We start from the raw sequence: 24612 nt of genomic DNA, 5'->3' as shown, positions 1-24612 counted from the left end.
CCTTTCATTAGACGTTTGATTTTGTCTAACAAAAGGGGTTCACTTCGCGTATCGCCGAGACTGCTATTTAAAGTGATTTAAACCAGTCTTCTTATAGTTATGATTGTTTTGTAGGTTGCGGAGGTTAATTTAATACCACCTTCCGGATATGGTGCTGAATTAGAGGCATTAACCATCTGACCATTTCCGATATAAATACCAACATGTCCTTCATAACACAAAAGATCCCCTGGTCTGGCTGCTGACAAAGAGCCAACGGCTGTACCACTGCCTCTCTGCTCACCAGATGTGCGCGGTATTGTAATTCCAAACTTTTCGAATACTTTCATAGTAAAACCTGAGCAGTCACATCCATTGGTTAGGCTTACCCCGCCCCATACATAGGGATTTCCAATAAACTGCATGGCATAATTTACGACAGATTGTCCCATATCTAAAGAGCCAGTTGGAATGAAATGATAGGGTATATCGCCAATTTTGTAATCACCGGTAACCATAACTCCATTACTCAGAAAATAATATCGATTCCCTTCCCAGTCCAGCCATCCGGTTACCATGGCGCCGCTTTCACGCAGATAGAACCAGTGTCCTTCCCATGATAACCATCCAGTTCTCATCTTTCCATTCTCACCCAGATAATACCAGGTGCCACTCAACTGAATCCAGTTGACAGCCATTTTACCGTTTGGATAAAAATAATACCAATAACCGTCTATGAGGTTCCAATTTGTAGCAGCGTCTCCTTTTGTGTTAAGATAATACCAGGTTTCGTCGATCTGTATCCACCCGGTGACCATCTTTCCATCCTTGTCAAAATAATACCATTTTCCCGAAAGTTCTTCCCATCCAATACGCATTTTTCCATTTTCACCAAGGTAATACCAGGTTCCGTTTTGGAGAAACCAGTCAGTAACCATTTTACCGTCTGGAAGGAAGTAATACCAATATCCATCAATAAGGTTCCAGCTTGTAGCACGATGCCCATCAGGCTTATTCAAATAATACCATGTATTTCCAAGCTTAAGCCATCCACGTACAAGCCAGCCTTCAGCATCAAAATAATACCATTTTCCTTCGATTTCTTCCCAATCATTTGAGGTGAAAGATCCATCTTCATGGCGGTACCACCTTTTATCTCCGGCATCTATCCAACCTACGGGAAGTGAAGAAACCGTACTTTCGTCAGTAATATTTTCATTATCATTATATGTAATATTAATATCTTCGCTTTCGATATTTTTAGCTTCCTCATGATAAGAAGCATTAGGATTGGTTGCTGCACCGTTAGTTTCTTCTTCTGCAATGTTGTCGGCATCATCAGTTTCTTCTTCATCAATGTCTGCGTTTTCCTGGGACTGTTCGTCATTAGCCGGCAGAACTACTTCTATATCGTCAGTTGGTTCAGAAGCATAGGTGTCTACCGGGCTGGCCCCTAGAAGTAGACAAATTAAAGTTAAATAGCATATCACTTTTATCTTTCTTTCTTTCATATTATTCCTCCATATACAATTAGTTTTCGGGTTTTTGATAAAATAAAATACACAATGGTTTCACCTCCTTATAAACAATGAGTTATAAAAATAATATAAAATAATATATCTAATAATTATGATATTATCATTAATTTTACAGAAAATCAAACGAAACCAATTGACATAATTCGACAACAATATACAATTTGCTATAGTGATAGCATTGTTAGGGAAGTGTTGCAGGTGTCATCCACTTCACATAGATAAGTAATCTTTCGGCAAAAAAATCACCTAACCAATACAAATCGGCATTAAACCAATTTGTATGGAAAGGTGATATTTATGGTTAATCATGTAAATAAAAACATGTACAGTGCAGCTTATTCTGCCTTCACCTCATAGGATGCACTCTTATAGGTTACCACATCCCCGGTAGGTTCGTCGTCCGCGTACTGCATCACTTCAACCTTATGTGTCCCTACAGCAATTGCGTCGTCCCCCAGATCTACAGAGTAGGAGGAATCGGACAGCTGTTCTTGGGCGGCTAACAGTCCGTCAACGTAGATATAGGATTGTTTGGAACCGTCGAATCCTTTCGTGTTTACCTCAATCATAATGACGGCAGCGCCTTCCTTGGTATAGATGACCGGCACTTTGCCGTCCTCAGAAGTTTCGTCTGCACAGGCAATATACATGGTGCCGTCCCCTGTGTCTTTATAGTCGCCTGCAGGCATCTCTTCTTTGGGCTGCTCCGCAGGTCCTGTTTCTGACTGCTTGACATTGTCGTCTGTAGTATCCTGTTCAGCGGGAGAGGAAGGAGTTTGTTCTTCGGCAGACTCCTTTTTATTTTCTTTAGATTTTGTGTCTCCTCCGCTGCAGCCCAGCATACCTATGGAAACGGATACACACATCAGAAGTATTACAAGTTTTTTCTTCATTCTTTTTTCCTCATTTCTTTTGAATTTTATGATAACCGAAGTATGAGAGAGAGTTCATTAAGATATTCTCATTCGGCTAATGATCATGTAAACAGAAATTCATATCAATATTTGTACATTCGATTTCATATGTAAATCATAAACATATTTTGTGATACAGCAGTTATCTTTTATGCTCCCCCCTTCTTCAAACTGGACATGTAAGTGCCTGTATTTACAGTATATGGGAAACAGAGAAAAAAGTAAATGCACAAAAATTACGAAAGAATGCCTTTATCCAATGAAAAATTATACGATAGTCAGAGAGTAGACATGTCAGATAGATACAATAGTCATAAATGGGACAGAGCGATTTCATATACATCAGGGAAAGCTATTTCTATCCACATAATAATAAGAGACTGCTGTCCGCCAGCAGTCTCTTACACAGATACCGTTTTTTACTTAATTACAAAAGAGTCGCAGTCTGTACATTCTTTTGTAGTCGGATTAGATTCGTGTGTTCCGACTTTGATTTTATTCAGTGTACAGTAGTTTTCGTCCTGGGCATGGTGTACACAATTTTTGATTGAACATTGAATGCTTTCGTTGATTTTCATGATAGGTCCTCCTTACAATCTTCTTCATTGTTACACGCTTAGTATTTGCAAAAGAGCTTAAAAAATACAGGGAAGAAATTGTGAATTAAAAGGCAGGACAGATATACTGCCGGAATTAAGGACCATTTTATAAAATTATTAAAAATTTCGTTTCATCTCTTCCATAAACAACGAGCGGTTATCTGCTGCCCGCATGGTCGCCAGAATTCCGTCAAGATGATCGTATTCGTGCTGCAGCAGTTCAGAGAGATCTCCCTCCAGATGCATAGTTTGAGGCGTCCAATTCATATCCAGAAAATGGATATCTGCCTTTTTATATCGTTCAACCTTCACCAGAAGTCCGGGAAAGGACATACAGTCATCCATTACCAGGAAGGTATCTTTCTCTGGGAAAGTGATTGACGGATTAATAAAAACATAGGGCTTGTCTGTATACATGTAGAGGAGCCGTTTTTGTACCCCAATCTGAGGTGCCGCCACCGCCCTGCCTGCACCGTGGATCTTACGATAGTTCATGAGAGTGTCATGGAGATCGGTGACCCATCCCGGGATTTTATGTGCCTCATCTTTTCCTATCTCAGAGCTGACTTCATACAGATTTGGATTGCCTAATTTCAAAATTTCTTTTATCATAAAAGGCGCCTCCGTATTATGTAACATTTATATATGGATGGAGTATACGGGATTCGAACCCGTGGCCTCAACAATGCGAATGTTGCGCGCTCCCAACTGCGCTAATACCCCAAAAAAATGGAAGCAACGGGGCTCGAACCCGTGGCCTCTCGCGTGTGAGGCGAACGCTCATCCCAGCTGAGCTATGCTTCCGTACTTATAAGTATAGCACTTTGAGCGGCAAATTCAAGAGGAAATATGGAGCGATTGTAGGAAAACCCCGGTTATACCCCGGGGTCATCCTCATGGTAGATACCTTTATCTTTTAGTTCCTGAACAATTCTGTCATAGAGTTCCTTCGGCGGCTTCATATGATCAATGACAGGATCTTCCTTCAGCTCCCGCTCAATCTGTTCCGCCTCTTTCCTGAGAGCTGCCGTCACGGTATCAGGAAATTGCTCCATCAGGCGATTGAATAGTTCCAAATAATTTAAGTTACCCATTAAATTCAGCCCCTTTCTTTCTTTATTGTAGTACCATGATAAAGAAAAAGGGGCTGGTAAATTATGGAAATTTATTCTATTCCGGGGGATTACATGTGTGTCTGCAGAAAGAACTCAAACTTTTTCACGCTGAAGATTTCGTTTGTCACAAATTCTCCGTTGTAAAAAAAACTATAGTTTGTACAGGGACCGGGTGCATTCTGTGCCTGCTCCAGGGTCTCCAGTTTGTGCAGCCGGATGGTAGTTCCGTACTGCTTAGCTGCCTGCTGAATGAGAGGTACATATTTGGCAGTATGGGGACACTGGCTGGAATAATACAGGACCATGCCCTGCTCCTGGGTCTTTCCCTGTTTGGCACAGTCTTTGAAGCTGGGAAGGGGAGCGTTTTCCCGGAAGGGGAGATAGAGCAGCTCGAAAGAGGGATGGGCGGTATCCGCTGTCCGGAATCCTTTGTATTTCAGGTATTGGGGATCGGACAGGAAAGGCATCTTTTTCTCGCTGGAAAGGACGGTGAGACCGCATTTCCCTTTCCTTTTAGCATCGCTGATGCACTGCTCCAGCAATTGATTGGCGTAGCCCTGACCTTTATACTTCCCTGACACCCAGAAACAATTGATATGCATATATCCCGGGGCTGTAATGGGACACCATGCTTTTTCGGCAGGGATATACTCGATAAAAACTTTGCCCCGCGCATCCAGCTTTAGAAATACCAGACCGTCTTTAAACCGTTCTGTCATCCATTCCTTTTTGGAGGAAACACAGGGTTCTCCTTTTTTATCTGTGATCGCACAGCAGATATGCTCCTGATCGATGTTGTCCTGATTCAATGTAATAAAGTTCATAGCAATTCCTCCGCCTTCTAGGTTATATTAAGGGAATAATGACAACAGTATGTCCTATTCTGCAGAATCTGAAGCTTCTTCCGCCATAGAGGCAGAATCGCCGGTCTGAATGACTTCGCCGGTATCTTTATTAATAAAGTTTACGGTGGTATTTATCTCTTCCTCCGGAACAGCGTTAATTGCCTGGTAAAAATTTCCCATAAGATAGAACGTGATGGCATAGATTCCCTCAAATCCTCCGAAGGAGTCTGCATCTACCTTAATATCAAAGGCAGAAACATCATCACTGTAGGTGATGGAGTCAAAAGAGGGACAATTTTCCTTGTCAGCCAGCAGCTCATTGATACTCTCATCGATGGAAGTTTTCATGGAAGTTAACAATTCTTCGTGGGCTGCTTTGGTCATCTTCATGGTTACGGAGCCGTCTGCATTCTTTGTAACTTCTTTTACTCCGCTTTCTTCAGCCTCTTCTGTCAGCTCGGCAGAATCGGAACCCTCCAGAAGAGATGCCGGAATGGTTACTTCCACAGACAGCATATTCTTTTCCGCAGAAAGAGTTCCGCCGTCCTCACCGGATTCTTTTTCTGCACCGGCCTCTTTGGTCTCTGCCGTATCAGAAGCTTCCTCTGACTTTGAGCTTTCTTTTGAACTGTCTTTGGGTGTGCCGCAGGCGGCGAAGGATGCGGTCAGTGAAACTGCAAGCATCAGGGCAACGATTTTCTTTTTCATTTTTTTCCTCCAATATTTACTTTTTGTGATTCTTTGTGACGATAGGATTGTATCACATTTCCGGTGTAAATAGGGAATTTCTTATGGAGAATTAAGAAATTGGAAAAATATAGTATTGATTTGCTACTATATATTGACATGAGGAAAATATAGTAGTATTATACTACTATATAAAAGGAGCTGAAGAATATGGAACCATTCTTTGAGACAGAGGAGGAATTTCTGGAGAACTATAAGCCGGGAGATTATGAGCGGCCTTCGGTTACTGTAGATATCCTTCTTTTCACTCTGGATGAGGTGAAAAAAGAAAAGAGAACCATGGAGAAGGAGTTAAAGCTGCTTCTGGTGAAGAGAGGACAGCATCCTTTTAAAGGGTGCTGGGCGCTGCCCGGCGGATTTGTGGGCATTGATGAAAGTCCCGAGGAGGCAGCGAAAAGGGAATTAAAGGAAGAGACAAGTGTGGATAACGTGTATCTGGAACAGTTGTGTACGTATGGACAGCCGGAAAGAGATCCCAGAATGCGGGTAATTTCCATTGCCTATATTGCACTTGCCAAAAAGGAGGATATCTTAGTGTCAGCAGGAGATGATGCCCAGGAAGCGGCATGGTTTTCTGTGAGCAAGACAAAGATGATGGACTTTGATTCAGACCGGGAGGCATGGCTTTTGAAGGTGGAAAATGAAAGTCTGGGAATTCATATGGGATATCAGGTGGTGGAGACGAAAAAGAAAAACGGCGTACTGGCTGCAAAAGAGTTCGAAATATCATTGCTGTCCTCCCCAAAAGAAAAGCTGGCTTTTGACCACAGCAGAATTATTAATGAATCATTGGAACGTCTCCGTGGAAAAGTAAGTTATACACCCATTGCATTTAACCTGCTCTCAGAGGAATTCACTATGTATGAGATCCAGTCTGCATATGAGACTCTGCTGGGACGTCCGGTTTGGAAATCAAATTTCAGGAAAGAGATGGATCAATATGTAGTGGACACCGGGAAAATGACAGAGAAGGGATATAAAGGCCTGTCTCTGCGGCCTGCAAAATTATTCAGATACAGACAGGAGGAATCGGAATGAAATATTTAATAGTAATTGACATGCAGAAGGATTTTGTAAGCGGCACTTTGGGATCCGGGGATGCCAAAGGGATAGTGCCCGGGCTGATTCGGAAAATAAAGGAGTTTGAGGGCGAGGTCCTCTATACCCAGGATACCCACGGCAGTGCGTATCTTCAGTCCCAGGAGGGAAGGAAGCTTCCGGTCAGCCACTGTATCCTGGGAACGGAAGGTTGGGAGCTGATAGATGAAATCAAAGAAGCGGATCCCGGCTGCAGGGAACGTTCTTTTCAAAAAGACACCTTTGGTAGTACAGAACTGATGAGCTATCTGGTGAAAAAGAACAAGGAATCCGGTATAAGCTCCCTGGAGTTTGCCGGCGTGTGTACGGATATCTGCGTGATCAGCAATGCACTGATGGCCAAAGCATTTCTTCCGGAGGTGCCTGTTCTGGTCGACAGCGGATGCTGTGCAGGGACATCGACGGAGAACCATGAGAATGCGCTGAAGGCTATGGCATGCTGCCAGATTGATCTCAGATAAGCGCCAGGAGCTGTGTAGGAGGAAGAAAGAATGAAGAATTTAACCATGCTGGTAGATTTTTATGAGTTTACAATGGCCAACGGATTTTATGTTCACGGGCATAAGGATACAAAGGCAGTATTTGAGATGTTTTACCGGAAGAATCCGGATCGCGGGGGATATGTCATTGCCGCAGGCTTAGAGCAGCTGATAGATTTTGTGTCTGACATGCATTTTACAGAAGAGGACATTGATTATCTGAGAAAAAAGAGAATTTTTGACGAAGGATTTCTGGACTACTTAAAAGAATTCCGATTCCGGGGAACCATAGAGGCGGTGCCGGAGGGGACCATTGTATATCCGGGAACTCCTCTGGTGACAGTGACAGGCAATGTCATAGAGTGCCAGCTTCTGGAGACATTCTTGCTGCTAACCATAAATCACCAGTCTCTGATTGCCACCAAGGCAAACCGCATCTGCAGGGCCGCAGGGGATGGCATTGTTATGGAATTCGGCGCCAGAAGAGCCCAGGGGCCGGATGCAGCTGTTCTTGGAGCGCGGGCTGCCTATATCGGAGGCTGCCATGCTACGGCTACTGTGCTTGCGGATCAGATGTATGGTGTGAATGCCATAGGAACCATGGCACATTCCTGGATACAATTTTTCAGTTCTGAGGAAGAGGCGTTCCGTGCATATGCAGAGACGTATCCGGATGACTGTACGCTGCTCATTGATACCTATGACATTATAAAGGGAGCACAGTGCGCGGTTAAAGTGGCCAAAGAGGTGCTGGAACCCAAGGGAAAGCGTTTAAAAGGAGTCCGCATTGACAGCGGGGATTTGGCGTATTTTTCCAAAAAGCTCAGAGCCTTGTTTGATGAGAATGGGATGGAGGACTGCAAAATCGTAGTTTCAAACAGCATTGATGAGTGGCTGCTGAATTCTATGAAAACCCAGGGAGCCAGGATTGACTCATACGGCATTGGAGAACGCCTGATCACTGCAAAATCAGATCCGGTATTCGGCGGAGTATATAAGCTGGTGGCTGTGGAGGAAGAGGGGAAACTGACTCCCCGCATCAAAATCAGTGAAAATGAAGAAAAGATTACCAATCCCGGGAAAAAAGTTCTATGGAGACTATTTAACAAAACATCGGGCATCGGTTATGCAGATGTCCTGACGCTGGAGGAGGAGCATCTGGACGAAGGGGGATCTTTCTATGTAATAGACCCCAAGAAGCCCTGGAAGCATATTCTGATTGACAATTCTGTTGCGGTAAGGCTTCAGAAGACTATCTTTGACAACGGGAAACTGGTATATAATAAGCCCCGGCTGGAGGACATCAGAAAGTATGTGAAAGATCAGATAGAGAATACGGTTTGGGAGGAAGAACTGCGCCTGGAGAATCCTCATGTACATTATGTGGATTTGTCAGAAAAAATTTACCAGATAAAAAGCCATATGCTTCAGGAAGCCGGGAAAAAACTGAACTAGAGGGAAAGGGACATGTAACTGAAAAATTGCATGTCCCTTTTTCGTAGGAAATAGTTTCAGAAATTATTCCGAAAGTGGGTTGAAAATTTGAGTCAATTTCCTATAATGGGTATTAACCAAATCGGTAAGGAGGGGGATTATGGATCAGGAAAGGCTTCGGCACCTGCCGGAGGAGAAAAAGGTACAGATTATGAATGCTGCCTTTGAAGTCTTTGGGAACAATGAATATAAGCGGGCATCTACGGATCTGATAGCGGCCAGGGCCGGCATATCTAAGGGGCTGTTGTTCTACTATTTTAAAAGCAAAAAGGAGCTGTATCTGTATTTACTTTCGTATGCCATAGAGGAGTTTCGTCCACAGATTCTGGATGAAAAGTTTTATGCCATTACGGATTTTTTTGAATTACTTGCTTATACCACCAGGAAAAAGGCGGAACTCCTTCATAAATTTCCGTACATTATGGAGTTTTCTGTGAGGGCGTTCTATTCCTGCAAAGAGGATGTTTCTCAGGAGATGAATTCGATTATGAACGATCAGATTGAGAGAATGTTTAAGGAATACTTTAAGAACATTGACTTGAGTAAGTTTAAAGAGGATGCGGATCCGAACCGGATTCTTCATATGCTAATCTGGATGGCGGACGGGTATATGCATCAGAAGATGTTTGCCTGTATGGGCAGAGATACCACAGGAGTTATTGAAGTGGAGGATTTAATGGAGCAATTTGCACAGTGGTCAGAGATGTTTAAGAAAATTGCGTACAAAGATAAATATCAGGGAGAGACGGACTTGTAAGAGAGGGGGCACGGGTATGGATGTAATTGAGATTAACCATATTACAAAGGATTATGGTCAGAAAAGAGGGGTTTTTGATGTGTGCTTTTCTGTGAAAGAGGGGGAAGTCCTTGGGTTTTTAGGACCCAATGGAGCGGGAAAGACGACAACGATCCGGCAGCTGATGGGATTTATTAAACCGGACAGCGGGAGTTTGTCCATACTGGGCAGGGACTGCTTCAGGGAGGCGGGACGAATCCAGGAGTCTTTGGGATATCTGCCGGGAGAAATCGCATTTATAGATTCCATGAGCGGCATGGAATTTATCCGTTTTGTGGGTAAGATGAAGAAAATGAAAAATCTGGGACGTGCAGAAGAATTAATGGATATGTTTGAACTGAATCCATCCGGAAAATTGAAAAAGATGTCCAAGGGAATGAAGCAGAAAATCGGGATCGTGTGTGCTTTTATGAATCCTGCCGCAGACACTTTCATTTTAGACGAACCTACCGGGGGGCTGGATCCGCTGATGCAGAACCGGTTTGTAGAACTGATACTGTCAGAGAAGAAAAGAGGAAAGACGATTCTTATGTCTTCGCATATGTTTGAGGAAATAGAACGCACCTGTGACCGGGCCGCAATCATCCGTAAGGGAAAGCTGGTAGCGGTGGAGGAAATGGAAAAGCTGAAGGAAGGACGAAAGAAAATTATTGAAGTTACCTTCAGGGAGGCAGCGATGGCAGAAGCGTTTGCTGCCGAAGTTCCCAAAGCGTCCTATCAAATCGGAGGGAAAAGAGTGACTGCTGAGGTAGGAAAGAACCTGGATTCTTTTATAAAGAAGGCCGGTGCGTACACCGTTGTGGATCTGGAACTGCGTACCCAGAGTCTGGAAGAATTCTTTATGCATTTTTACGGGGAGGGGGCAGAACAATGAATGCCACATTATTCAGGAAAGAAATAAAGTCGAATTGGATACTGCTTGTGATTTTCTTAGGCGTGCTCAGTGTTTATTCGGTGATGATTACCATGATGTTCGATCCCAAGCTGGGGGACAGCCTGCGAATGATGGCGGACAGCATGCCTCAAATGTTTGCGGCATTCGGGATGGCAGATGTGGGTACTACATTGCTGGAGTTCGTTACAGGCTACTTATATGGAATCCTGCTGATTGCATTTCCCGGAGTTTATATTATTATTTTGACAAACCGGCTGGTGGCAAAATATGTGGATAACGGCTCCATGGCTTATCTGCTGGCAGTGCCGGATAAACGACGGAAAATTGTGCTCACACAGGGGATATTTTTGCTGCTGACGCTGGTGCTTATGACCGCTTACTGTACTGCTTTGATTCTGGCAGTAGGGAAGATGCTGTTTCCGGGGGAGATGGACACAGCAGGATTTCTCCGCGTAAATGCAGGTTTGCTGGGACTTCTTGTGTTTTTCGGCGGGGCTTGCTTCTGTGCGTCCTGCATCTGCAATGAGTCAAAAAATTCCTCAGCGATCAGTACGGCTGTTGTGGTCTATTCCATTCTGGTGCAGATGATATCCCAGGCAGGAGAAAAGTTTGAGAATGTGAAATATGCCACCCCTCTGACACTATTTGATGTAGACGGACTGAGTGCCGGTGACGGAAAGGCCTGGCTGATGGCTGCCGTCTTATACCTGGCGGGAATTCTTCTTATGGGGACAGGAATTTTAAGATTCTGTAAACGGGATCTGCCCCTTTAAAAGGTGTCAGGCATACCCGCCGGGCTTCTTAATCTGAGCTTTTGAGCTGCATGGATGAAATACCTCTGCTCTGTGTGTTTGCGGTTGACAGATACCAAAAAATGAAATAAGGTATTATGGTAAATGCAAAGCAAAGGGGAAACGGACCGATGAATAAGAAAGAAATCAGTGAAATAAAAAAACTTTTAACACCTGCAAACTGTGTGCTTACAAGGATCTGCGGCTGTTATGTGGATGCCGAAAAAAATCAGAGGACAAAGCTCAGGGAAGCCTTTCTCTCCCTGCCTGAGGAGGAAGCATTCAAATATTTTACAATCTTTAGAAAAGGGCTGTCAGGCACAATCGGCAAGAACCTCATGAATATGGAATTTCCGCTGGACCAGGAGCTGGGCGAGGGAACTCAGAAGTTTCTGCTGCGGCTGCGGGACAGCGGACTTATGGAAGAGGAGCTCACAGATGAGTTTTATCAAAAGGTGATGGATACATATCTTTATCCGGAGAACTATTACATTATCCTGGTCCACGGGGCTTATGATGTGCCGGGAAGGGCCTCTGACAATCTGGACATGGAGGATGCCTCAGAGTATGTATATAACTTTATTATGTGCTGTATATGTCCGGTAAAGCTTTCTAAACCGGGCCTGTGTTATAATACGGAGACAAATCATATTGAAAATCGGGTGCAGGACTGGATTGTAGACGTGCCGGATACCGGGTTTCTCTTTCCTGCATTTAATGACAGAAATACAGATATACACAGTCTGCTTTATTATGCGAAGAATCCGGAAGTGCTTCAGACGGATTTCATTGACCAGTTTTTGGGGTGCAGGATCCCGTTGAGTGCTAAGACGCAGAAGGAGACCTTTCAGGTCATTATCGAGGAAACCTTAGACAGGAACTGTGATTTTGAGACGGTTATGAATATTCAGGAGAATCTCAATGAACTGCTGGAAGAGAGGAAGGAAGATCCGGATCCGGTTACTTTGGGCAAGTACGAGGTAAAAAAATTGCTTGCCAGCAGCGGTGTGGACAATGAACGTCTGGAGGAATTCGACTCCCATTATGAGGCGGCAGCGGATGAAAAGACTAGTTTTGTCGCGGCCAATGTGGCAAGTGTCAGGAGCTATGAGATTAAGACCCCGGATGTAGTGATAAAGGTAGCTCCGGACAAGGCACAGCTGGTAGAACACAAGATAATTGACGGGGTTCCGTATATTCTCATAGAGGCAACGGATCAGGTAGAAATTAATGGAATTGCTGTGAGAACAGCGGTGAAAGAAGAGAGTGAAGGGTAGACGGCACCTAATGGCGGCTACTCATAAAACAGTATAACAGACATACTGTTTTATGAGTAGCTGCAATGCAGGGTGCAAGCAAAACGGGTGTATCGTCTAAACAGCTTTCCCATCTTCATACATGGGGTGGTCGTAATTGTCTATAAAAAAGTTCTTAACAGTATGCGCTTTTTCAAAACCACATCTTTTGTAGAAACGGAGTATCGTAGGGCAATCACCTGTTCCAACATATAGCTCACTGCCTGAACTCTTGTAGTAATCAGCAATAAGTGAAATTAGATGTTGCCCATATCCTTTGCGTTGATATTTAGGAACGGTTACGATATTTTTAATTTCGTATACACCGGGCTGCTCTTGTGTCACAATGCAAATCGCCTTAATATCTTCATCACATAAGGCAAACATATCACCGCAATACAGATATTTTTCTATCATACTAACCTGTTCATCTGCAATAAGCAGTAAATCCATGTACTTAGTTTTATCGCCATCAATAATCTTTATAAGTTCCATTCTCTTTTTCCTTTTCTCTGTAATCTTTACACGTCTATTATATCATATTCAATTTCAAATAGAGGAACATACTATGTTTTTGCTATATGCAATAGCCCTTGCTATGTATAATAATCGGTAACGAACCGAATGCGTTGCAGTTTAGTATGCGGGGTACTTTTTTGCCCATTTCAGTCAGTGAATACTCTACTTTGGTGGTACGATTGGATAAACCTCTCTGTACACTGCACCGTAAGATTCAAGCAGGCGCAGGTCCTTCGTCAGGTTAGGGCAGTTATCGGGCTCAAAAACCAAGGTTTGCATATGACTCTATGCGCTTCATTCGGGTATGCAACAGGTTCTGAAGCATCAAAGGAACATACCATCTCTTTCAACAAAATAGAAGCATAGGGTTTTGATTTAGCAAAAATGCCAGTGAAGGGCCATTTGGCCGAAAATGGCAAAGTCTATCAAGTGGAACGCAAACGGCACCGCTCCGGGGTGTTAGTCTGGCTTGACGGACTTTTTTCAGGTGTGAAGGCGGCTCAAAAAGGCACAGTGCTCTAGAGAATGTTCGGGGGACAAAAGGACTTCCTCCGGTTCTTCAGGGTAGATCCTGCATCTTGCTGCTGCATCGGTGAAGCGGCAGGAAGGACAGGAGTAATACCACTGGCAGGAACTGCATTTTTTGTGAGGACGTACGGGCACATCCCAGAAGGCTTCTATCAGCCTTCGGTATAAAAGGTAAAAGGGTTCCTGCAGAAGACTGCCCACCGGATGCTGGTTTCCCTGCAGGCAGGGGATGAGATTGCCTGAACAATCTACATAGATTTTGCCGGACAGGCAGAGATCCCCGTTTTTTCGTCCCTCATATCGTTCCAGGGTACAGGGGACGAGCGAGGCCTCTGAGATGGGGGCAGAAGACAGCTGTACCGGGAGTATCCTGTATCCGTTATGCTTCCAGTGTTCTATAGCCTGTGGGTCTGCTGTTTCGGGGCAATAGACTGTAACATCATGGTATTTTTTCTTTTCAGTCTGTCTGCTGCTGCAGGGAAACAGCAGTATGTGTTCCCGAAACAGCTGGGGGTGTGCGGGATCCAGTCTGGGAAGCAGAATGCTGACGCTCACGTCTTTTTTCTTCAGATATCTCAGGACAGCATCAAACTCTTTATAAAGGAGCACATTGCCGCCGGTGAGCAGAAATGAGGAGGCACCGGCATCTGAGAGCGTGTCAATGATGGAAAACCAGCGCTCGGCGGGCAGATCTTTGGCACTGCTGTCTCCCTGCCGGCAGGGGGGACAGAAATAATCCCTGCAGTTGTCCCCTTCTATATCGCATCTGCCGGTGAGCTGGAGTACGGCAATCTGGATTTTGTAGCTTTTCAAATCTCTGTGTACCTGGAGTAGCGGGCTGTTTTCCCTGAGTTTATCAATGTAGCAGGGTTTATCAGAATAAAATCCCAGCTGCATTTTTTCCAGCTCACGGTAAAAATCATTATCCTGAATTGCCTCCCCCTTTTCCGCTGTTTCCAGCCAGCTGCATTCCTGTTTTTCCAGACCGGTAAATTCTCCGCTGGAGAGATCATAGAGAGCTCCGCCTGCAATGCCGGTAAGAAAGATACAATGGTTATAAAGATGAAAATACATGGATAAATCCTCCTTTTTCAGCTCAGTACGGCAGGCTGCCTGTGATCCTGCTTCGCTCTTCCAGATATTCACGGGTAAACCGGTCAAATGCACAGGGCGACTCCTCCAGACATTCCGTATACAGGGTCAGCGTGTCTTTTACACATGCCTTTTTGTCTCTGCAGTAGGCGGAGGGCAGGGACAGCGCGGTATGGTCTGCCGCCTGTGCCATACAGAGGCTGCAGAACCTGGTTATCCTGCAGTCACTGCATCTGCCGGCAAAACTGTTAAACTGGTTAATATATCCTGCTATCTTTCTATAGTCCAGTCCATGCTCTGCGTCTCCAATGGGAAAGTGGGAGCTGATCTTTTCGCACATATGATAGGTTCCGTCAACCGAAGCAAAAATTTTTTCTCCGGGGATACAGGAACCGGTATAGGGAAAGAATGAGGGCCTCATTTCCTGCATCACCGGATGACAGGCAAACATCTCATACCCGGAGGAGAACAGTGGAAGAAGGAGGCTGCAGCGGTGCAGCAAGACAGACCCTTCTTTTGCAGCCTGAAAATACTGTTCCCGGAGACGGGAGAGCTGCCGGTAAAAACGGAGCTTGTCTTCCGGTGAAAATTGCCGGTAATAATCGGTTTCTCCTGGAGATACCATAGAAAGATCTGTGACGAACAGTTTATTTTCTGTGACAAAGGCATCCAGGGCATCTAAATCTGAGAGATAATCCAGCCGGACGCTGATCCCCAGCCGGTGGTATCCGGGATGCCTTTTTCTGAGCCGTTCGATGGCCTGAAAAGCCTGATCAAAACTGCCGCTTCCATCCTCCCGTATCCGGTTTCTGTCGTGGCCGGGCTTGTCTCCGTCCAGACTGACGATAATTCCGAAATTATGGTCTGTGAGATAGTCCAGGATATCGTCATAGAGAAGAACGCCATTGGTTGTGACGGTATAGTTTACCTCACAGTCCCCGTAAATCTGGCTGCAGTAATTTACCGTCTCTTTGAGCAGGCCATAATTAATCAGGGGTTCACCACCCTGAAAAGAAATATTTGCTTTGCGGAAAGGATTTTTATTGCGGATCGTCCGGTAGTGAGTCATATAATCATCCAGGACTTTTCTTGCAGTCGAGAATTTCATGGAATCGCTGCTGTGGTTTCTTGTGCTTTTATAGTAATCCCCGTAATAGCAGTATCGGCAGCGCAGGTTACACCTCTGTGTGGTTTCCAGAATCAGCTGATAATATCCCTTTGTGAGAAGATAGTCCTGTACCTGGCCGGGGAGGGCCTCAGGTTTCTTTTCGGGAGCCGGACATGCATGATAATCTCTTACCTGGCCGGCGGGAAAGATAAAGCCGTTTTTATCGTTGTATACATAAGTGTTTCCTCGTGCAGTAGAAAACGTAAAGCTTTTCACTTGAGCTGCATCTCCTTTGATAAATGTTTGTGTGGTTATCTTTGAATTAAGGCATACCCTCTGATAGGGCGTACGGCTTGTTCCGTACGTTAAAGTATATGTGGAGAGTTTGGTCTTATAACCAGTTTTCTTTTGCAAAAGGGCTGGCTGGAAGTAAGGTTCTGCATATACTAATATCACAAAAAAAATCAGGAGTTAATCAGTATGTTTTATATAAAATCCTCTGACGGAACAAAAATTGCCGTATACGATTACCGCTGCGGCAGAAAAAGAGTAAAGGGAACAGTCCTTCTGGTGCACGGATGGCCCTTGTCCCATGAAATCTATGAATATCAGATCGGATGTCTGGTGGAATGCGGATACCGGGTTGTTGCTCTGGATCTGAGGGGCTTTGGAAATTCAGACACGCCTGCCTGCGGATATACTTATAACCAGATGGCCGAGGATATTTATCATGTAGTGTGCGCTCTGCATCTGAAATGTTTTACGCTGGTTGGATTCTCCATGGGTGGAGCCATTGTTCTTCGGTATATGAACAGATACCGGGGGTATGGGGTGAAAAAGCTGATATTATTGTCTGCTGCAGCTCCCTCCTGGACCCGGCGGCCTGGATACCCCTATGGTTTGACCAGGGAGTATGTAGACGGATTAATTCATCAGGTCTGTACGGACAGGGCAGAACTGGCTTACAATTTTAGTCATAAGCAGCTGTTTGCAAGTCCCCAGAGTGAAGCGGCAAAGGACTGGTTTGAACAGATTGCCCTGTCTGCTTCCGGGATAGGGACGAAGGAAGCTGCCATCGCACTGAGAGATGAGGACGGGAGAAAGGATCTAAAGAGTGTGAGAGTGCCCACTGTGATCATCCATGGGGCAAAGGATGAGGTGGTGTCTAATGATTTGGCTTTGCTTCAGCACAAGGGAATCCCATGTTCGAAATTATATACGCTGGAGAACAGCGGGCACGGTATTATGTATGACGAACTGGAGGTATTTAATTGCATATTTATGGATGCTGTGGAAGGCAGAATCTGAATATAAGGAGAAAAGGCGGCTGTATGCCGCTTTTTCCTTGACAAACAGCTATCAGGATGATACAGTATAACTGTAATACATATGTTATACAGTAGAGAGGTAAAAAGATGGAATTTAGAACTGACATTCCGATTTACCGCCAGATAGCGACTAGTATCAAAGAACAGATAGCCAGCGGCTGTCTGCATCCCGGGGACAAGCTTTTGTCCGTGAGGGAATACTCTGTTTTCTATGAGGTTTCTGCATTAACCATCCAGCGGGCTATGCAGCTTCTGGATAGGGAGGGGGTTATACATTCCCAGAAAGGTGTGGGCAGCTTTGTAAAAGACGGAGCCGGAGAAATTGTTAAGAAAGATATGGTGGCCCGTCTGGTAAAAGAATTTGTAACCAGTATGAAAAATACAGGAGCTTCAAAGGATGAGATTATGAAGCTTGTTGAGAGGGAGGCAGGTGAGCAGGAATATGATGGAACTTGAACATGTAAGTAAACGCTGCGGCGATATTCAGGTTATTGAGAATGTAAGCGTTGCGGTACCTGTGCTGTTTCTGTGGTTTTTTTTGGAGCTGTTTAGGAAGCTGAGACGCGGGAATGAATTTTTAGCGCTGGTTCTCTTTCTCTGTGCGGACAGAGTGCTGATACGGATTCCGTTTCAAAACTATACAGGCATCATAGAATTGGCCATCGCCGCCGTTTTTTTCTGGCGTATTGCCTGGCTGGCAGATCACTGCTATGAACCGGCATAGTGTAAGTTCCTTTCCGGGACAAGATAGTAAATCACGCAGAAATATGCGTGATTTACTCATGCAGTGGGATGAAAAAGCTTCTATACTGTACCTGTACAGGAAAGGGGCGAAATGCGATGCATACAGTATTAAAAGTAAAAGATGTGACGAAAACTTATAAGAGACAGGGGAATCCGGCGCTGAACCGGGTTTCTTTTGAGGCAAAAGAGGGGGAGTTCCTGGGAATTATGGGAGCTTCGGGGTCTGGAAAGACGACACTGCTGAATGTACTGTCTACCATAGACCGGCCTGACCGAGGGGAGATTTTTATTCACAATATTAACGTTCCCAAGCTGAATCACGCCCAGGCCGCAGACTTCAGGAAACGTAATCTGGGCTTTATATTCCAGGAGTACTTTCTGTTGGACAGTCTAACGGTGAGGGAGAACATTGCAGTTCCCTTAACGCTGCTGCACTGGACGGCAGAGGAGATAGAAAGGGAAACAGAGGCGCTGGCAGAGGCTTTTGAAATCAGCTCTCAGCTGGAGAAGTATCCCAGTGAGCTGTCCGGAGGGCAGTGCCAGAGAGCAGCAGCAGCCCGGGCTATGGTAAAGCGTCCGCCGCTTATCTTTGCAGACGAACCTACGGGAGCTTTGGATTCCGGGTCATCCAGAGATCTGATGACTGCTCTGGCAAACGTGAATCAGAGGTCAGGAACCACGATCCTGATGGTTACACATGACCCCTATGCCGCCAGCTATACGGACAGAATCCTTTATTTTAAAGACGGGTGCATCCATGCGGCGCTGGAGAGAAATGGACAGGAGCGGGGAGATTTTTATGAATGTATCCTGCGGGAAACTGCCCGCCAGGATAATAAACGATAGGGGGTGCGGGGATGAAAGTATCTTCTATGGCTATAAAAAATGTAAGGCGTAATTATTCTTTTTATTCTCTGTACTTTTTCTCTGTGGCTCTCGTCCTGGCGGTTTTTTTCTGTTTTGTCTCATTCTCTATGAATGAGGTAATCCTGGAAAAAATATCCTCAGACGGCCGTGTGGAGACTATGTGCCGGGCGGTGGCTGTTTTTGTGATTGCCTTTGTGGTTTTTTATATGTCTTACGCCAATCAGTTTTTTATGAGGCGGAGGATGAAAGAATTGGGAATATATGCGCTGCTGGGATACACTAAAACGCGTATGCTCTGTCTCCTAACCCTGGAGAATATGCTGATCTGTGCCGGAGGTATCTGTGCGGCACTTCCGGCCGGGGGATTGCTGCACAAAGGTGCAGTCTGGGGGATTACAGCAGCACTGGGACTGGCCGTAGACAGCAGCAGGATCCCTCTCATCAATCTGAAAGCGGCGGCGTTCTGCCTGCTTACGGTTCTGGCCGTTCTTGCAGCGCTTACACTGTCGAATGCCAGGCTGCTGTGGAGGTCTACACTCATGGAAACTATCCGTATGGAGCGCAGAACGGAAAAACCTTTCAGGATCCGTCCAACTGCCGGAGTGTTTGGCGTGCTGCTGCTGCTGGCAGGATACGGGCTGGCTTTGGATATGGGGAGAGGAAAGGCTTCCTGCTGGTATAGAATTGGGTTTTCCCCCATTGCGCTTCTTACCATGCTGCTTGCGGTGGTTGGAACAGCACTGTTTATCCTGTCTTTTCTTCCCTTTGTGTGTAACATGTTCAGGGACAGGAAAAACATTTTTTACAGAGAAAATACAATCATTACTGTGCCAAAATTCATGTCCCGTCTGCGCACGAATGCAAAGTCACTGATCCTTTTGATCCTGCTGTCAGGGGGGACTCTTGCAGTGTTTGGGGCGACGGTTCTGTCTGTGTGGTACCCACTGGTGTCCCTGGAGCGGATCATCCCCTCTTCGATGGAATTCAGGGTTTTGGACAGGGGGGAGAAAACCGCGGCGCTGGAGGCACTGGATAAGACTGTGGGGAGCGGCGGGTATGAATTCTGTGAGACTATAGTCAGGAAGGTAAAAGCGGCTTCTGAGCGGCTTCCCGCGGAATATGGCATTAGTGCGGATAAAGGACGGGAAGCAGGGTTTGAATGCATCCGTGAGACGGATTATGAATCTCTGAGAGGACTGCAGGGAAAAAAGAATAATCTCCCTTCCCTGAGAACAAATGAATGTGTTCTGATAAAATACCGCCCGGACCCTTCAAAAAGGGATATCGGGGCTGTCTATGCACTGGAAACAGGAGGACGAAGAACCTGTAAGGTTACGGTAAAGGATACCAGCCTGGAGAATCCCATCGGATTCGCTAACAGTGTGGGTACTTTAGTTGTGACAGATGAGGTCTTTGAGGAGCTTGGAGCAGGATCAGCGGAGTCCTATACTGTTATGAGCATCGGGGGCAGAGGACTGAGAACCAAAAAACAGGCGTATGAGGCACTGCGGCCTATCCTATCAGGAAATCCATATTTTGTGAGCGCCTTTCAGCGCAAGTCAGAGCTGATTAAGCTGAATAGTTCTACCTTGCTCCTAATCAGTTTTGCGGCAGCGATTTTTCTGATTGCAACGGGAAGTATCCTGTATTTTCAGACAGTCTCCGCAGCGGTTTATGACAGGCCGGACTATGAAATAATGGGCAGAATGGGGTATAATTATGATATGATAAAGAGAGCAGTGCGCAGTCAGGTACAGATTTATTTTCTGGTGCCCTTTCTCATGGGAACCCTGCACAGTGTCTTTGCGCTGTTTTGCTATAAATCAGCCTTGATGGATGACCTGCTGGGGAAAAGCAGTGCGGTGCTGGTTCCGCTACTGTGCGCGATAGGAAGCTACTCCCTCATTTATCTGATATACTATCAGGTGACGAAGAGGGCCTGCTATAGGATTATTCTTAAGGAGAAAGGACGGTGAAGCTAAAGTGGAGAGACGGTATCTGGCCAGGCAGGGGATTCTGGTGCTCAGCCAGGCATGTGCGGTTGTATTTCTTTGCCGGATGGCGGCAGACAGAAGTCAGTCAGGCCTGGCAAATACGCTTCCCCTGATACTTATATCCCTGCTGTTTCTGGATGCAGCCTATATTTCTCTTAAAAATTTGAACAACAGCCGCTTATTAACGCAGTTCTCTTGGCTGCTGCTCCTTGCGGCGTGGCAGTTTTTGTTTTCTCTTTTTGGGACGGATAGAGTTCTGCACGGGATTTTTTATCTTCTGATACCGGTAACCGTACTGGAGACTATAGAGTTTTTACAGACGTTTCTGTTCCAGGGATCTGCCTATCGGGGGCAGAAAACATTTTTGCTTCTCTTGCGAATTACCTGCTGCTGTTCTGCCGCGGCATATTTCCTGTCTGTGCAGGCTTTTTCTCTTGCTCTTCTTCTGCAGTCTTCGGCTGCGCTGGGGGCAGGGACAATTCTGATGCTGATGCACAGAAAAAGGATTCTGTTCTTTCTTAAAAGCCAGAAGAAGGCGCTGATCCGCTCTTTTTTGTTTGTGGTTCTTCCATTTACCTGTTACATTCTGGTGTTTATGGACCGGGCTCGTTATCTGGAGAATATGGGAAGTTACCTGATCCTTATGACTTCAGTTGTCAGCGTGCACAGCATTGTGAATGGGAGAAGGTCTGATGCTCCCCTTTCCTCTGCCTTAAGGGGAAGGGAGGCCGTTTTTGTTCTATGCCTCGCCGCCGGGACTGCGGGGATGGTTGGATATCTCACAGGGCTTGGGATGACGGGAGCTGTGATGGTTTTCCATGTCTTATTTCTGATGATCCAATGCTTCCAAATCCTTTTGTATCACAGAACCGTACACAGGGGAGCGGAAAATCATTATGAGTATTCCTTATCACAGCTCAAAAGAGAAGAAAGACTGCGGGAGGATTTCTCCAATTACCTTCATGATGAGATACTGCAGGATTTGCTCTCTATTAAAAATCTGGCGGGCAAGGCGGACCGGCCGGAGATCAAAAGACTTATTGCTGAGACAGCAGACGGACTGAACCGGTCCATTCGGGTCCGGATGGAGAGTTACCGCCCCACCCTGCTGAAACGTCTGACTCTTAAAGAAAATATGCAGAATATGCTGGATTCCCTTTCTGCTGATTATGGGGAGAAGGCCGGAAAAATAGATTTTATCTGTGAGAACAATATATTTCTTGTGGAGCCGTATAATGTCATGATTTACCGCATTCTGCGGGAATTGGTGACAAATGCCCTGAAACATGCGCAGGCGGCTGAGATACAAGCTGAGCTGTCTCAGCAAAGGGGGAAGATACTCCTGGAGGTTGCGGATAATGGAAAAGGGTATGAACAGGAAGAGTATAGACACCAGGACCACAGGGGCCTGGATTCCATTTTGGAGCAGGTAGGTATGCTGGGGGGGACGATGCAGATCCGGTCAGGGAAAGGAGCGGGTACGCGTATTACCATTGCCATGGAAATGAAAGGGGAGGATTCGTATCAAAGTTTTATTGGTAGATGATCACGCTCTTTTTGCAAAGAGCCTTTCCATTGTCCTGGAGGATTTTCCTGAGATTCACAGTTTTTCCTGTGCAGCGGCAGACGACGGGCTTATCAGGCGTGTAAAAGCGGAACAGCCGGATATTCTGCTTATGGATATTAATCTAGGGAAAATGAATGAGGAGGACGGACTTCTTATAGCAGGTCATATTCTGGATGAGGTGCCGCAGCAGAAGATAGTAATGCTGTCGGGGTATGATCTGCCGGTATACCGCAGGGAGGCCAGGCGGCTGGGGGCAAAGGGGTTTGTGAATAAGAATGTGGAACCGGAGGAGCTTGTTGCAGTACTGAAGAAAGTGCAGAGCGGAAGGGTTTATTTTCCGGCAGACACTTGGATGGCGGAGGACTTGACAGAGACGGAAAAAAAGGTACTTTCATTAGTGGCGGCAGGTACAAAGCGCAGGGAGATTGCAAGGCAGCTGTACAGCAGCGAGCGCACTGTCTCAAATCATCTGCAGCATATTTTTGAAAAGCTGGAGGTGTCATCTGCTGTTGAGGCTGTTACGAAGGCCATTCAGATGGGGTATATTGTCCCGGACTTTACAGAATATGAAAGATAGACCGGAGGCAGCCGCGGCTCTCCGGTCTGTAATGGTCATATATCGATAGATGCAATCTCGGGGATATCTTTTAGAAGTTCTATGACATCTTCAACCTCATAGTTGATTGGGAATCTCACAAAAAGCTTCAGCTCCAGCATCTGTCCCTGGATTCTGGTGGCTTTTATATTTGAGATTTTAATCTCTCTGCTGGTGAAAGCGCGATCTAACAGGCCGTTGATATCCTGATCCTCCTGAATATGAATGGTGATCTGTTCAATAGCAGGAGATTTTACAATTTTCAGATTCTGATGAAAGATGTACTGCATCAGAAGAATGATGAGGGTTGAAGCGGCACCCATAATGTACATTCCGGCACCAAAGGCCATCCCGATGCCCACGGTAGCCCAGATTCCTGCAGCTGTGGTCAGTCCGCTTACGTTCATGTTTCTTGTAAAGATAACGCTGGCGCCAAGAAATCCTATGGCGGTTACCACACCGGCTGCGATTCGTGAGGGATCCAGACGGATGGTGTCAGAGAGAACATCATAAAAGGCATATTTGGATAAAATCATCATAAGGGCAGAGGCCAGAGATACAATGGTATGGGTTCTGATCCCTGCAATTTTCAGACGGCTTTCCCGCTCATATCCGATGATTCCGCCGCAGACGGACGCGCCCAGCAGGCGGAGAAGAAAGATTCCTTGTTCCATGAAATAAGCCTGCAAAATATCACCTCCTTGGGTTGTATAGAAATATTATATGGCAGAGTGCAGGGGAAAGCAAATGAATTCATTGGTGTAATATCTTACAAGAAAAATAATTCCGCCGGTGGTAGACTGATAAAAACAGTGAGAGGAGACTGGTTATGCCGAATATAGAAGAGCAAAGAAGAGTATATTATGACTTTGAGCTGGAATTAGAAGCGTACAATCTGAAGGGGATTGTACAGAAATTTCCAAATCATTTTCATGATTACTATGTGATAGGGTTTGTGGAAGGAGGAAGGCGTCACCTGTGGTGCAGAGGAAAAGAGTATGATGTTGCGGCGGGGGATCTGCTTTTGTTTAATCCCAGAGATAATCACTGCTGCGGGCCTGTCAACGGGGAGAACCTGGATTACCGGGCAGTTAATATAAAACCGGAAATAATGGAACAGGCGGTGGGGGAGATTACGGGGAAAAAATATTTGCCTCACTTTGACCGCAATGTGGTGTATCAGAGTGAGACGGCGCCTTCGGTTAATACGCTGTATCAGAGCATTGTGGACAGGGCTCCCAGGATGGAGAGGGAGGAGAACTTATTTTTTCTGCTGGAACAGGTAATTGGGGAGTATACCACACCCATTGACGAGATTACTGTTTCGGAACCCAACCCTCAGATTCAGATGCTCTGTGAATATATGGAGAGGCATTTTTATGAGAATATAACCCTTGACGAACTTTTATCTATGACCAGCTTCGGGAAATCCTATCTTCTGCGGACCTTTACCAAAGAGACCGGTGTGTCTCCCTACCGGTATCTGCAGAATGTGCGGCTAAAACAGGCCAAAAAGCTCTTGGAGCAGGGAGAGACACCGGTCGATGTTTCAGGTATGACTGGGTTTTCGGATCAGAGCCACTTTACGAACTTTTTTAAGGAGTTTATTGGGCTGACACCGAAACAGTATCAGAGAATCTTTCAGCAGCCGGCAGGATCCGGCTCTGCAGCAAAGGAGCAATAGA

General features: G+C 45.6%; 26 protein-coding genes and 2 tRNA genes. 15 read left to right on the top strand and 13 right to left on the bottom strand.

The window, feature by feature from the left end; all coding sequences use genetic code 11:
- Nucleotides 1-77: 77 nt before the first annotated feature.
- From ACGHCT_RS15025 to ACGHCT_RS14985, 9 genes are all read right to left on the bottom strand, one after another.
- A complete protein-coding gene (locus ACGHCT_RS15025) occupies nucleotides 78-1490 on the bottom strand; it encodes an NlpC/P60 family protein (protein ID WP_390436619.1) in 1413 nt (470 codons plus the stop codon).
- A 362-nt stretch (nucleotides 1491-1852) separates the two neighbouring features.
- Nucleotides 1853-2410 (bottom strand): hypothetical protein, encoded by a 558-nt coding sequence (locus ACGHCT_RS15020; protein ID WP_390436617.1) that lies wholly within the window; start codon nucleotides 2408-2410, stop codon nucleotides 1853-1855.
- 440 nt (nucleotides 2411-2850) lie between these two features.
- Nucleotides 2851-3009, bottom strand: coding sequence for a DUF1540 domain-containing protein (locus tag ACGHCT_RS15015; protein ID WP_072854764.1), 159 nt, complete (start codon nucleotides 3007-3009; stop codon nucleotides 2851-2853).
- A 138-nt stretch (nucleotides 3010-3147) separates the two neighbouring features.
- A complete protein-coding gene (locus ACGHCT_RS15010; RefSeq protein WP_072854763.1) occupies nucleotides 3148-3642 on the bottom strand; it encodes a peptide deformylase in 495 nt (164 codons plus the stop codon).
- A 38-nt stretch (nucleotides 3643-3680) separates the two neighbouring features.
- Nucleotides 3681-3753: transfer RNA gene (locus ACGHCT_RS15005), tRNA-Ala, on the bottom strand.
- A gap of 7 nt (nucleotides 3754-3760) precedes the next feature.
- Nucleotides 3761-3834: transfer RNA gene (locus tag ACGHCT_RS15000), tRNA-Val, on the bottom strand.
- A 71-nt stretch (nucleotides 3835-3905) separates the two neighbouring features.
- Nucleotides 3906-4124 (bottom strand): hypothetical protein, encoded by a 219-nt coding sequence (locus tag ACGHCT_RS14995; protein WP_072854762.1) that lies wholly within the window; start codon nucleotides 4122-4124, stop codon nucleotides 3906-3908.
- An 89-nt stretch (nucleotides 4125-4213) separates the two neighbouring features.
- Complete coding sequence (locus tag ACGHCT_RS14990; RefSeq protein WP_390436615.1) at nucleotides 4214-4969, bottom strand: GNAT family N-acetyltransferase; 756 nt, start codon at nucleotides 4967-4969, stop codon at nucleotides 4214-4216.
- A 54-nt stretch (nucleotides 4970-5023) separates the two neighbouring features.
- Nucleotides 5024-5698: a hypothetical protein gene (locus ACGHCT_RS14985; protein ID WP_072854761.1), complete on the bottom strand. Its 675-nt coding sequence runs from the start codon at nucleotides 5696-5698 to the stop codon at nucleotides 5024-5026.
- Nucleotides 5699-5887: 189 nt separating this feature from the next.
- Between ACGHCT_RS14985 and ACGHCT_RS14980 the strand changes: the two genes are divergently transcribed.
- From ACGHCT_RS14980 to ACGHCT_RS14950, 7 genes are all read left to right on the top strand, one after another.
- Nucleotides 5888-6775 (top strand): NUDIX domain-containing protein, encoded by an 888-nt coding sequence (locus ACGHCT_RS14980; RefSeq protein WP_072854760.1) that lies wholly within the window; start codon nucleotides 5888-5890, stop codon nucleotides 6773-6775.
- Complete coding sequence (locus tag ACGHCT_RS14975) at nucleotides 6772-7296, top strand: cysteine hydrolase family protein (RefSeq protein WP_072854759.1); 525 nt, start codon at nucleotides 6772-6774, stop codon at nucleotides 7294-7296. Before ACGHCT_RS14980 ends, ACGHCT_RS14975 begins: the two co-directional genes overlap by 4 nt.
- 30 nt (nucleotides 7297-7326) lie before the next feature.
- Nucleotides 7327-8769, top strand: a complete 1443-nt coding sequence (locus ACGHCT_RS14970) for a nicotinate phosphoribosyltransferase (RefSeq protein ID WP_390436612.1) — start codon at nucleotides 7327-7329, stop codon at nucleotides 8767-8769.
- Between the two features lie 139 nt (nucleotides 8770-8908).
- Nucleotides 8909-9565, top strand: coding sequence for a TetR/AcrR family transcriptional regulator (locus ACGHCT_RS14965; protein ID WP_390436610.1), 657 nt, complete (start codon nucleotides 8909-8911; stop codon nucleotides 9563-9565).
- A gap of 16 nt (nucleotides 9566-9581) precedes the next feature.
- On the top strand, nucleotides 9582-10478 hold the full coding sequence (locus ACGHCT_RS14960; protein ID WP_072854756.1) for an ABC transporter ATP-binding protein: 897 nt from the start codon (nucleotides 9582-9584) through the stop codon (nucleotides 10476-10478).
- The gene (locus ACGHCT_RS14955) at nucleotides 10475-11272 is read left to right on the top strand and encodes an ABC transporter permease subunit (RefSeq protein ID WP_390436608.1); all 798 of its coding nucleotides are present in this window, start codon (nucleotides 10475-10477) and stop codon (nucleotides 11270-11272) included. The genes ACGHCT_RS14960 and ACGHCT_RS14955 overlap by 4 nt, the downstream gene beginning before the upstream one ends.
- 149 nt (nucleotides 11273-11421) lie before the next feature.
- A complete protein-coding gene (locus tag ACGHCT_RS14950; protein ID WP_390436607.1) occupies nucleotides 11422-12567 on the top strand; it encodes a DUF4317 domain-containing protein in 1146 nt (381 codons plus the stop codon).
- Between the two features lie 96 nt (nucleotides 12568-12663).
- On the opposite strand, the gene ACGHCT_RS14945 is transcribed toward ACGHCT_RS14950, so the two are convergent.
- From ACGHCT_RS14945 to ACGHCT_RS14935, 3 genes are all read right to left on the bottom strand, one after another.
- The gene (locus tag ACGHCT_RS14945) at nucleotides 12664-13080 is read right to left on the bottom strand and encodes a GNAT family N-acetyltransferase (protein WP_390436606.1); all 417 of its coding nucleotides are present in this window, start codon (nucleotides 13078-13080) and stop codon (nucleotides 12664-12666) included.
- A 507-nt stretch (nucleotides 13081-13587) separates the two neighbouring features.
- Complete coding sequence (locus tag ACGHCT_RS14940) at nucleotides 13588-14706, bottom strand: hypothetical protein (protein WP_390436605.1); 1119 nt, start codon at nucleotides 14704-14706, stop codon at nucleotides 13588-13590.
- Nucleotides 14707-14728: 22 nt separating this feature from the next.
- On the bottom strand, nucleotides 14729-16108 hold the full coding sequence (locus ACGHCT_RS14935; protein WP_390436603.1) for a radical SAM protein: 1380 nt from the start codon (nucleotides 16106-16108) through the stop codon (nucleotides 14729-14731).
- Between the two features lie 204 nt (nucleotides 16109-16312).
- On the opposite strand from ACGHCT_RS14935, the gene ACGHCT_RS14930 reads away from it, so the two are divergent.
- The 7 genes from ACGHCT_RS14930 to ACGHCT_RS14900 all read left to right on the top strand — a co-directional run bounded on the left by ACGHCT_RS14930 (nucleotide 16313) and on the right by ACGHCT_RS14900 (nucleotide 22909).
- Complete coding sequence (locus tag ACGHCT_RS14930) at nucleotides 16313-17140, top strand: alpha/beta fold hydrolase (RefSeq protein ID WP_072854304.1); 828 nt, start codon at nucleotides 16313-16315, stop codon at nucleotides 17138-17140.
- 107 nt (nucleotides 17141-17247) lie between these two features.
- Entirely contained in the window at nucleotides 17248-17616 is a 369-nt protein-coding gene (locus ACGHCT_RS14925; RefSeq protein WP_072854303.1) for a GntR family transcriptional regulator, read from the top strand.
- Entirely contained in the window at nucleotides 17603-17884 is a 282-nt protein-coding gene (locus ACGHCT_RS14920) for a hypothetical protein (protein ID WP_390436600.1), read from the top strand. Before ACGHCT_RS14925 ends, ACGHCT_RS14920 begins: the two co-directional genes overlap by 14 nt.
- 116 nt (nucleotides 17885-18000) lie before the next feature.
- Complete coding sequence (locus ACGHCT_RS14915) at nucleotides 18001-18750, top strand: ABC transporter ATP-binding protein (RefSeq protein WP_390436599.1); 750 nt, start codon at nucleotides 18001-18003, stop codon at nucleotides 18748-18750.
- Between the two features lie 11 nt (nucleotides 18751-18761).
- Complete coding sequence (locus tag ACGHCT_RS14910; protein WP_390436597.1) at nucleotides 18762-20747, top strand: FtsX-like permease family protein; 1986 nt, start codon at nucleotides 18762-18764, stop codon at nucleotides 20745-20747.
- 7 nt (nucleotides 20748-20754) lie between these two features.
- The gene (locus ACGHCT_RS14905; protein WP_390436595.1) at nucleotides 20755-22311 is read left to right on the top strand and encodes a sensor histidine kinase; all 1557 of its coding nucleotides are present in this window, start codon (nucleotides 20755-20757) and stop codon (nucleotides 22309-22311) included.
- Nucleotides 22301-22909 (top strand): response regulator transcription factor, encoded by a 609-nt coding sequence (locus ACGHCT_RS14900; RefSeq protein WP_242946799.1) that lies wholly within the window; start codon nucleotides 22301-22303, stop codon nucleotides 22907-22909. Before ACGHCT_RS14905 ends, ACGHCT_RS14900 begins: the two co-directional genes overlap by 11 nt.
- 35 nt (nucleotides 22910-22944) lie before the next feature.
- On the opposite strand, the gene ACGHCT_RS14895 is transcribed toward ACGHCT_RS14900, so the two are convergent.
- Nucleotides 22945-23616, bottom strand: coding sequence for an MgtC/SapB family protein (locus ACGHCT_RS14895; RefSeq protein ID WP_390436592.1), 672 nt, complete (start codon nucleotides 23614-23616; stop codon nucleotides 22945-22947).
- 140 nt (nucleotides 23617-23756) lie between these two features.
- On the opposite strand from ACGHCT_RS14895, the gene ACGHCT_RS14890 reads away from it, so the two are divergent.
- Nucleotides 23757-24611 carry an AraC family transcriptional regulator gene (locus tag ACGHCT_RS14890; RefSeq protein ID WP_072854296.1) on the top strand — a complete coding sequence of 285 codons (855 nt, stop codon included), beginning with the start codon at nucleotides 23757-23759 and terminating at the stop codon, nucleotides 24609-24611.
- The last annotated feature ends 1 nt before the right edge of the window (nucleotide 24612 follow it).

Source organism: Lactonifactor longoviformis (genome assembly GCF_042848515.1).
GTDB classification, from domain to species: domain Bacteria; phylum Bacillota; class Clostridia; order Lachnospirales; family Lachnospiraceae; genus Lactonifactor; species Lactonifactor longoviformis.
The sequence above is the reverse complement of the archived record's forward strand: the minus strand, read 5'-3'. Positions and strand labels throughout refer to the sequence as shown.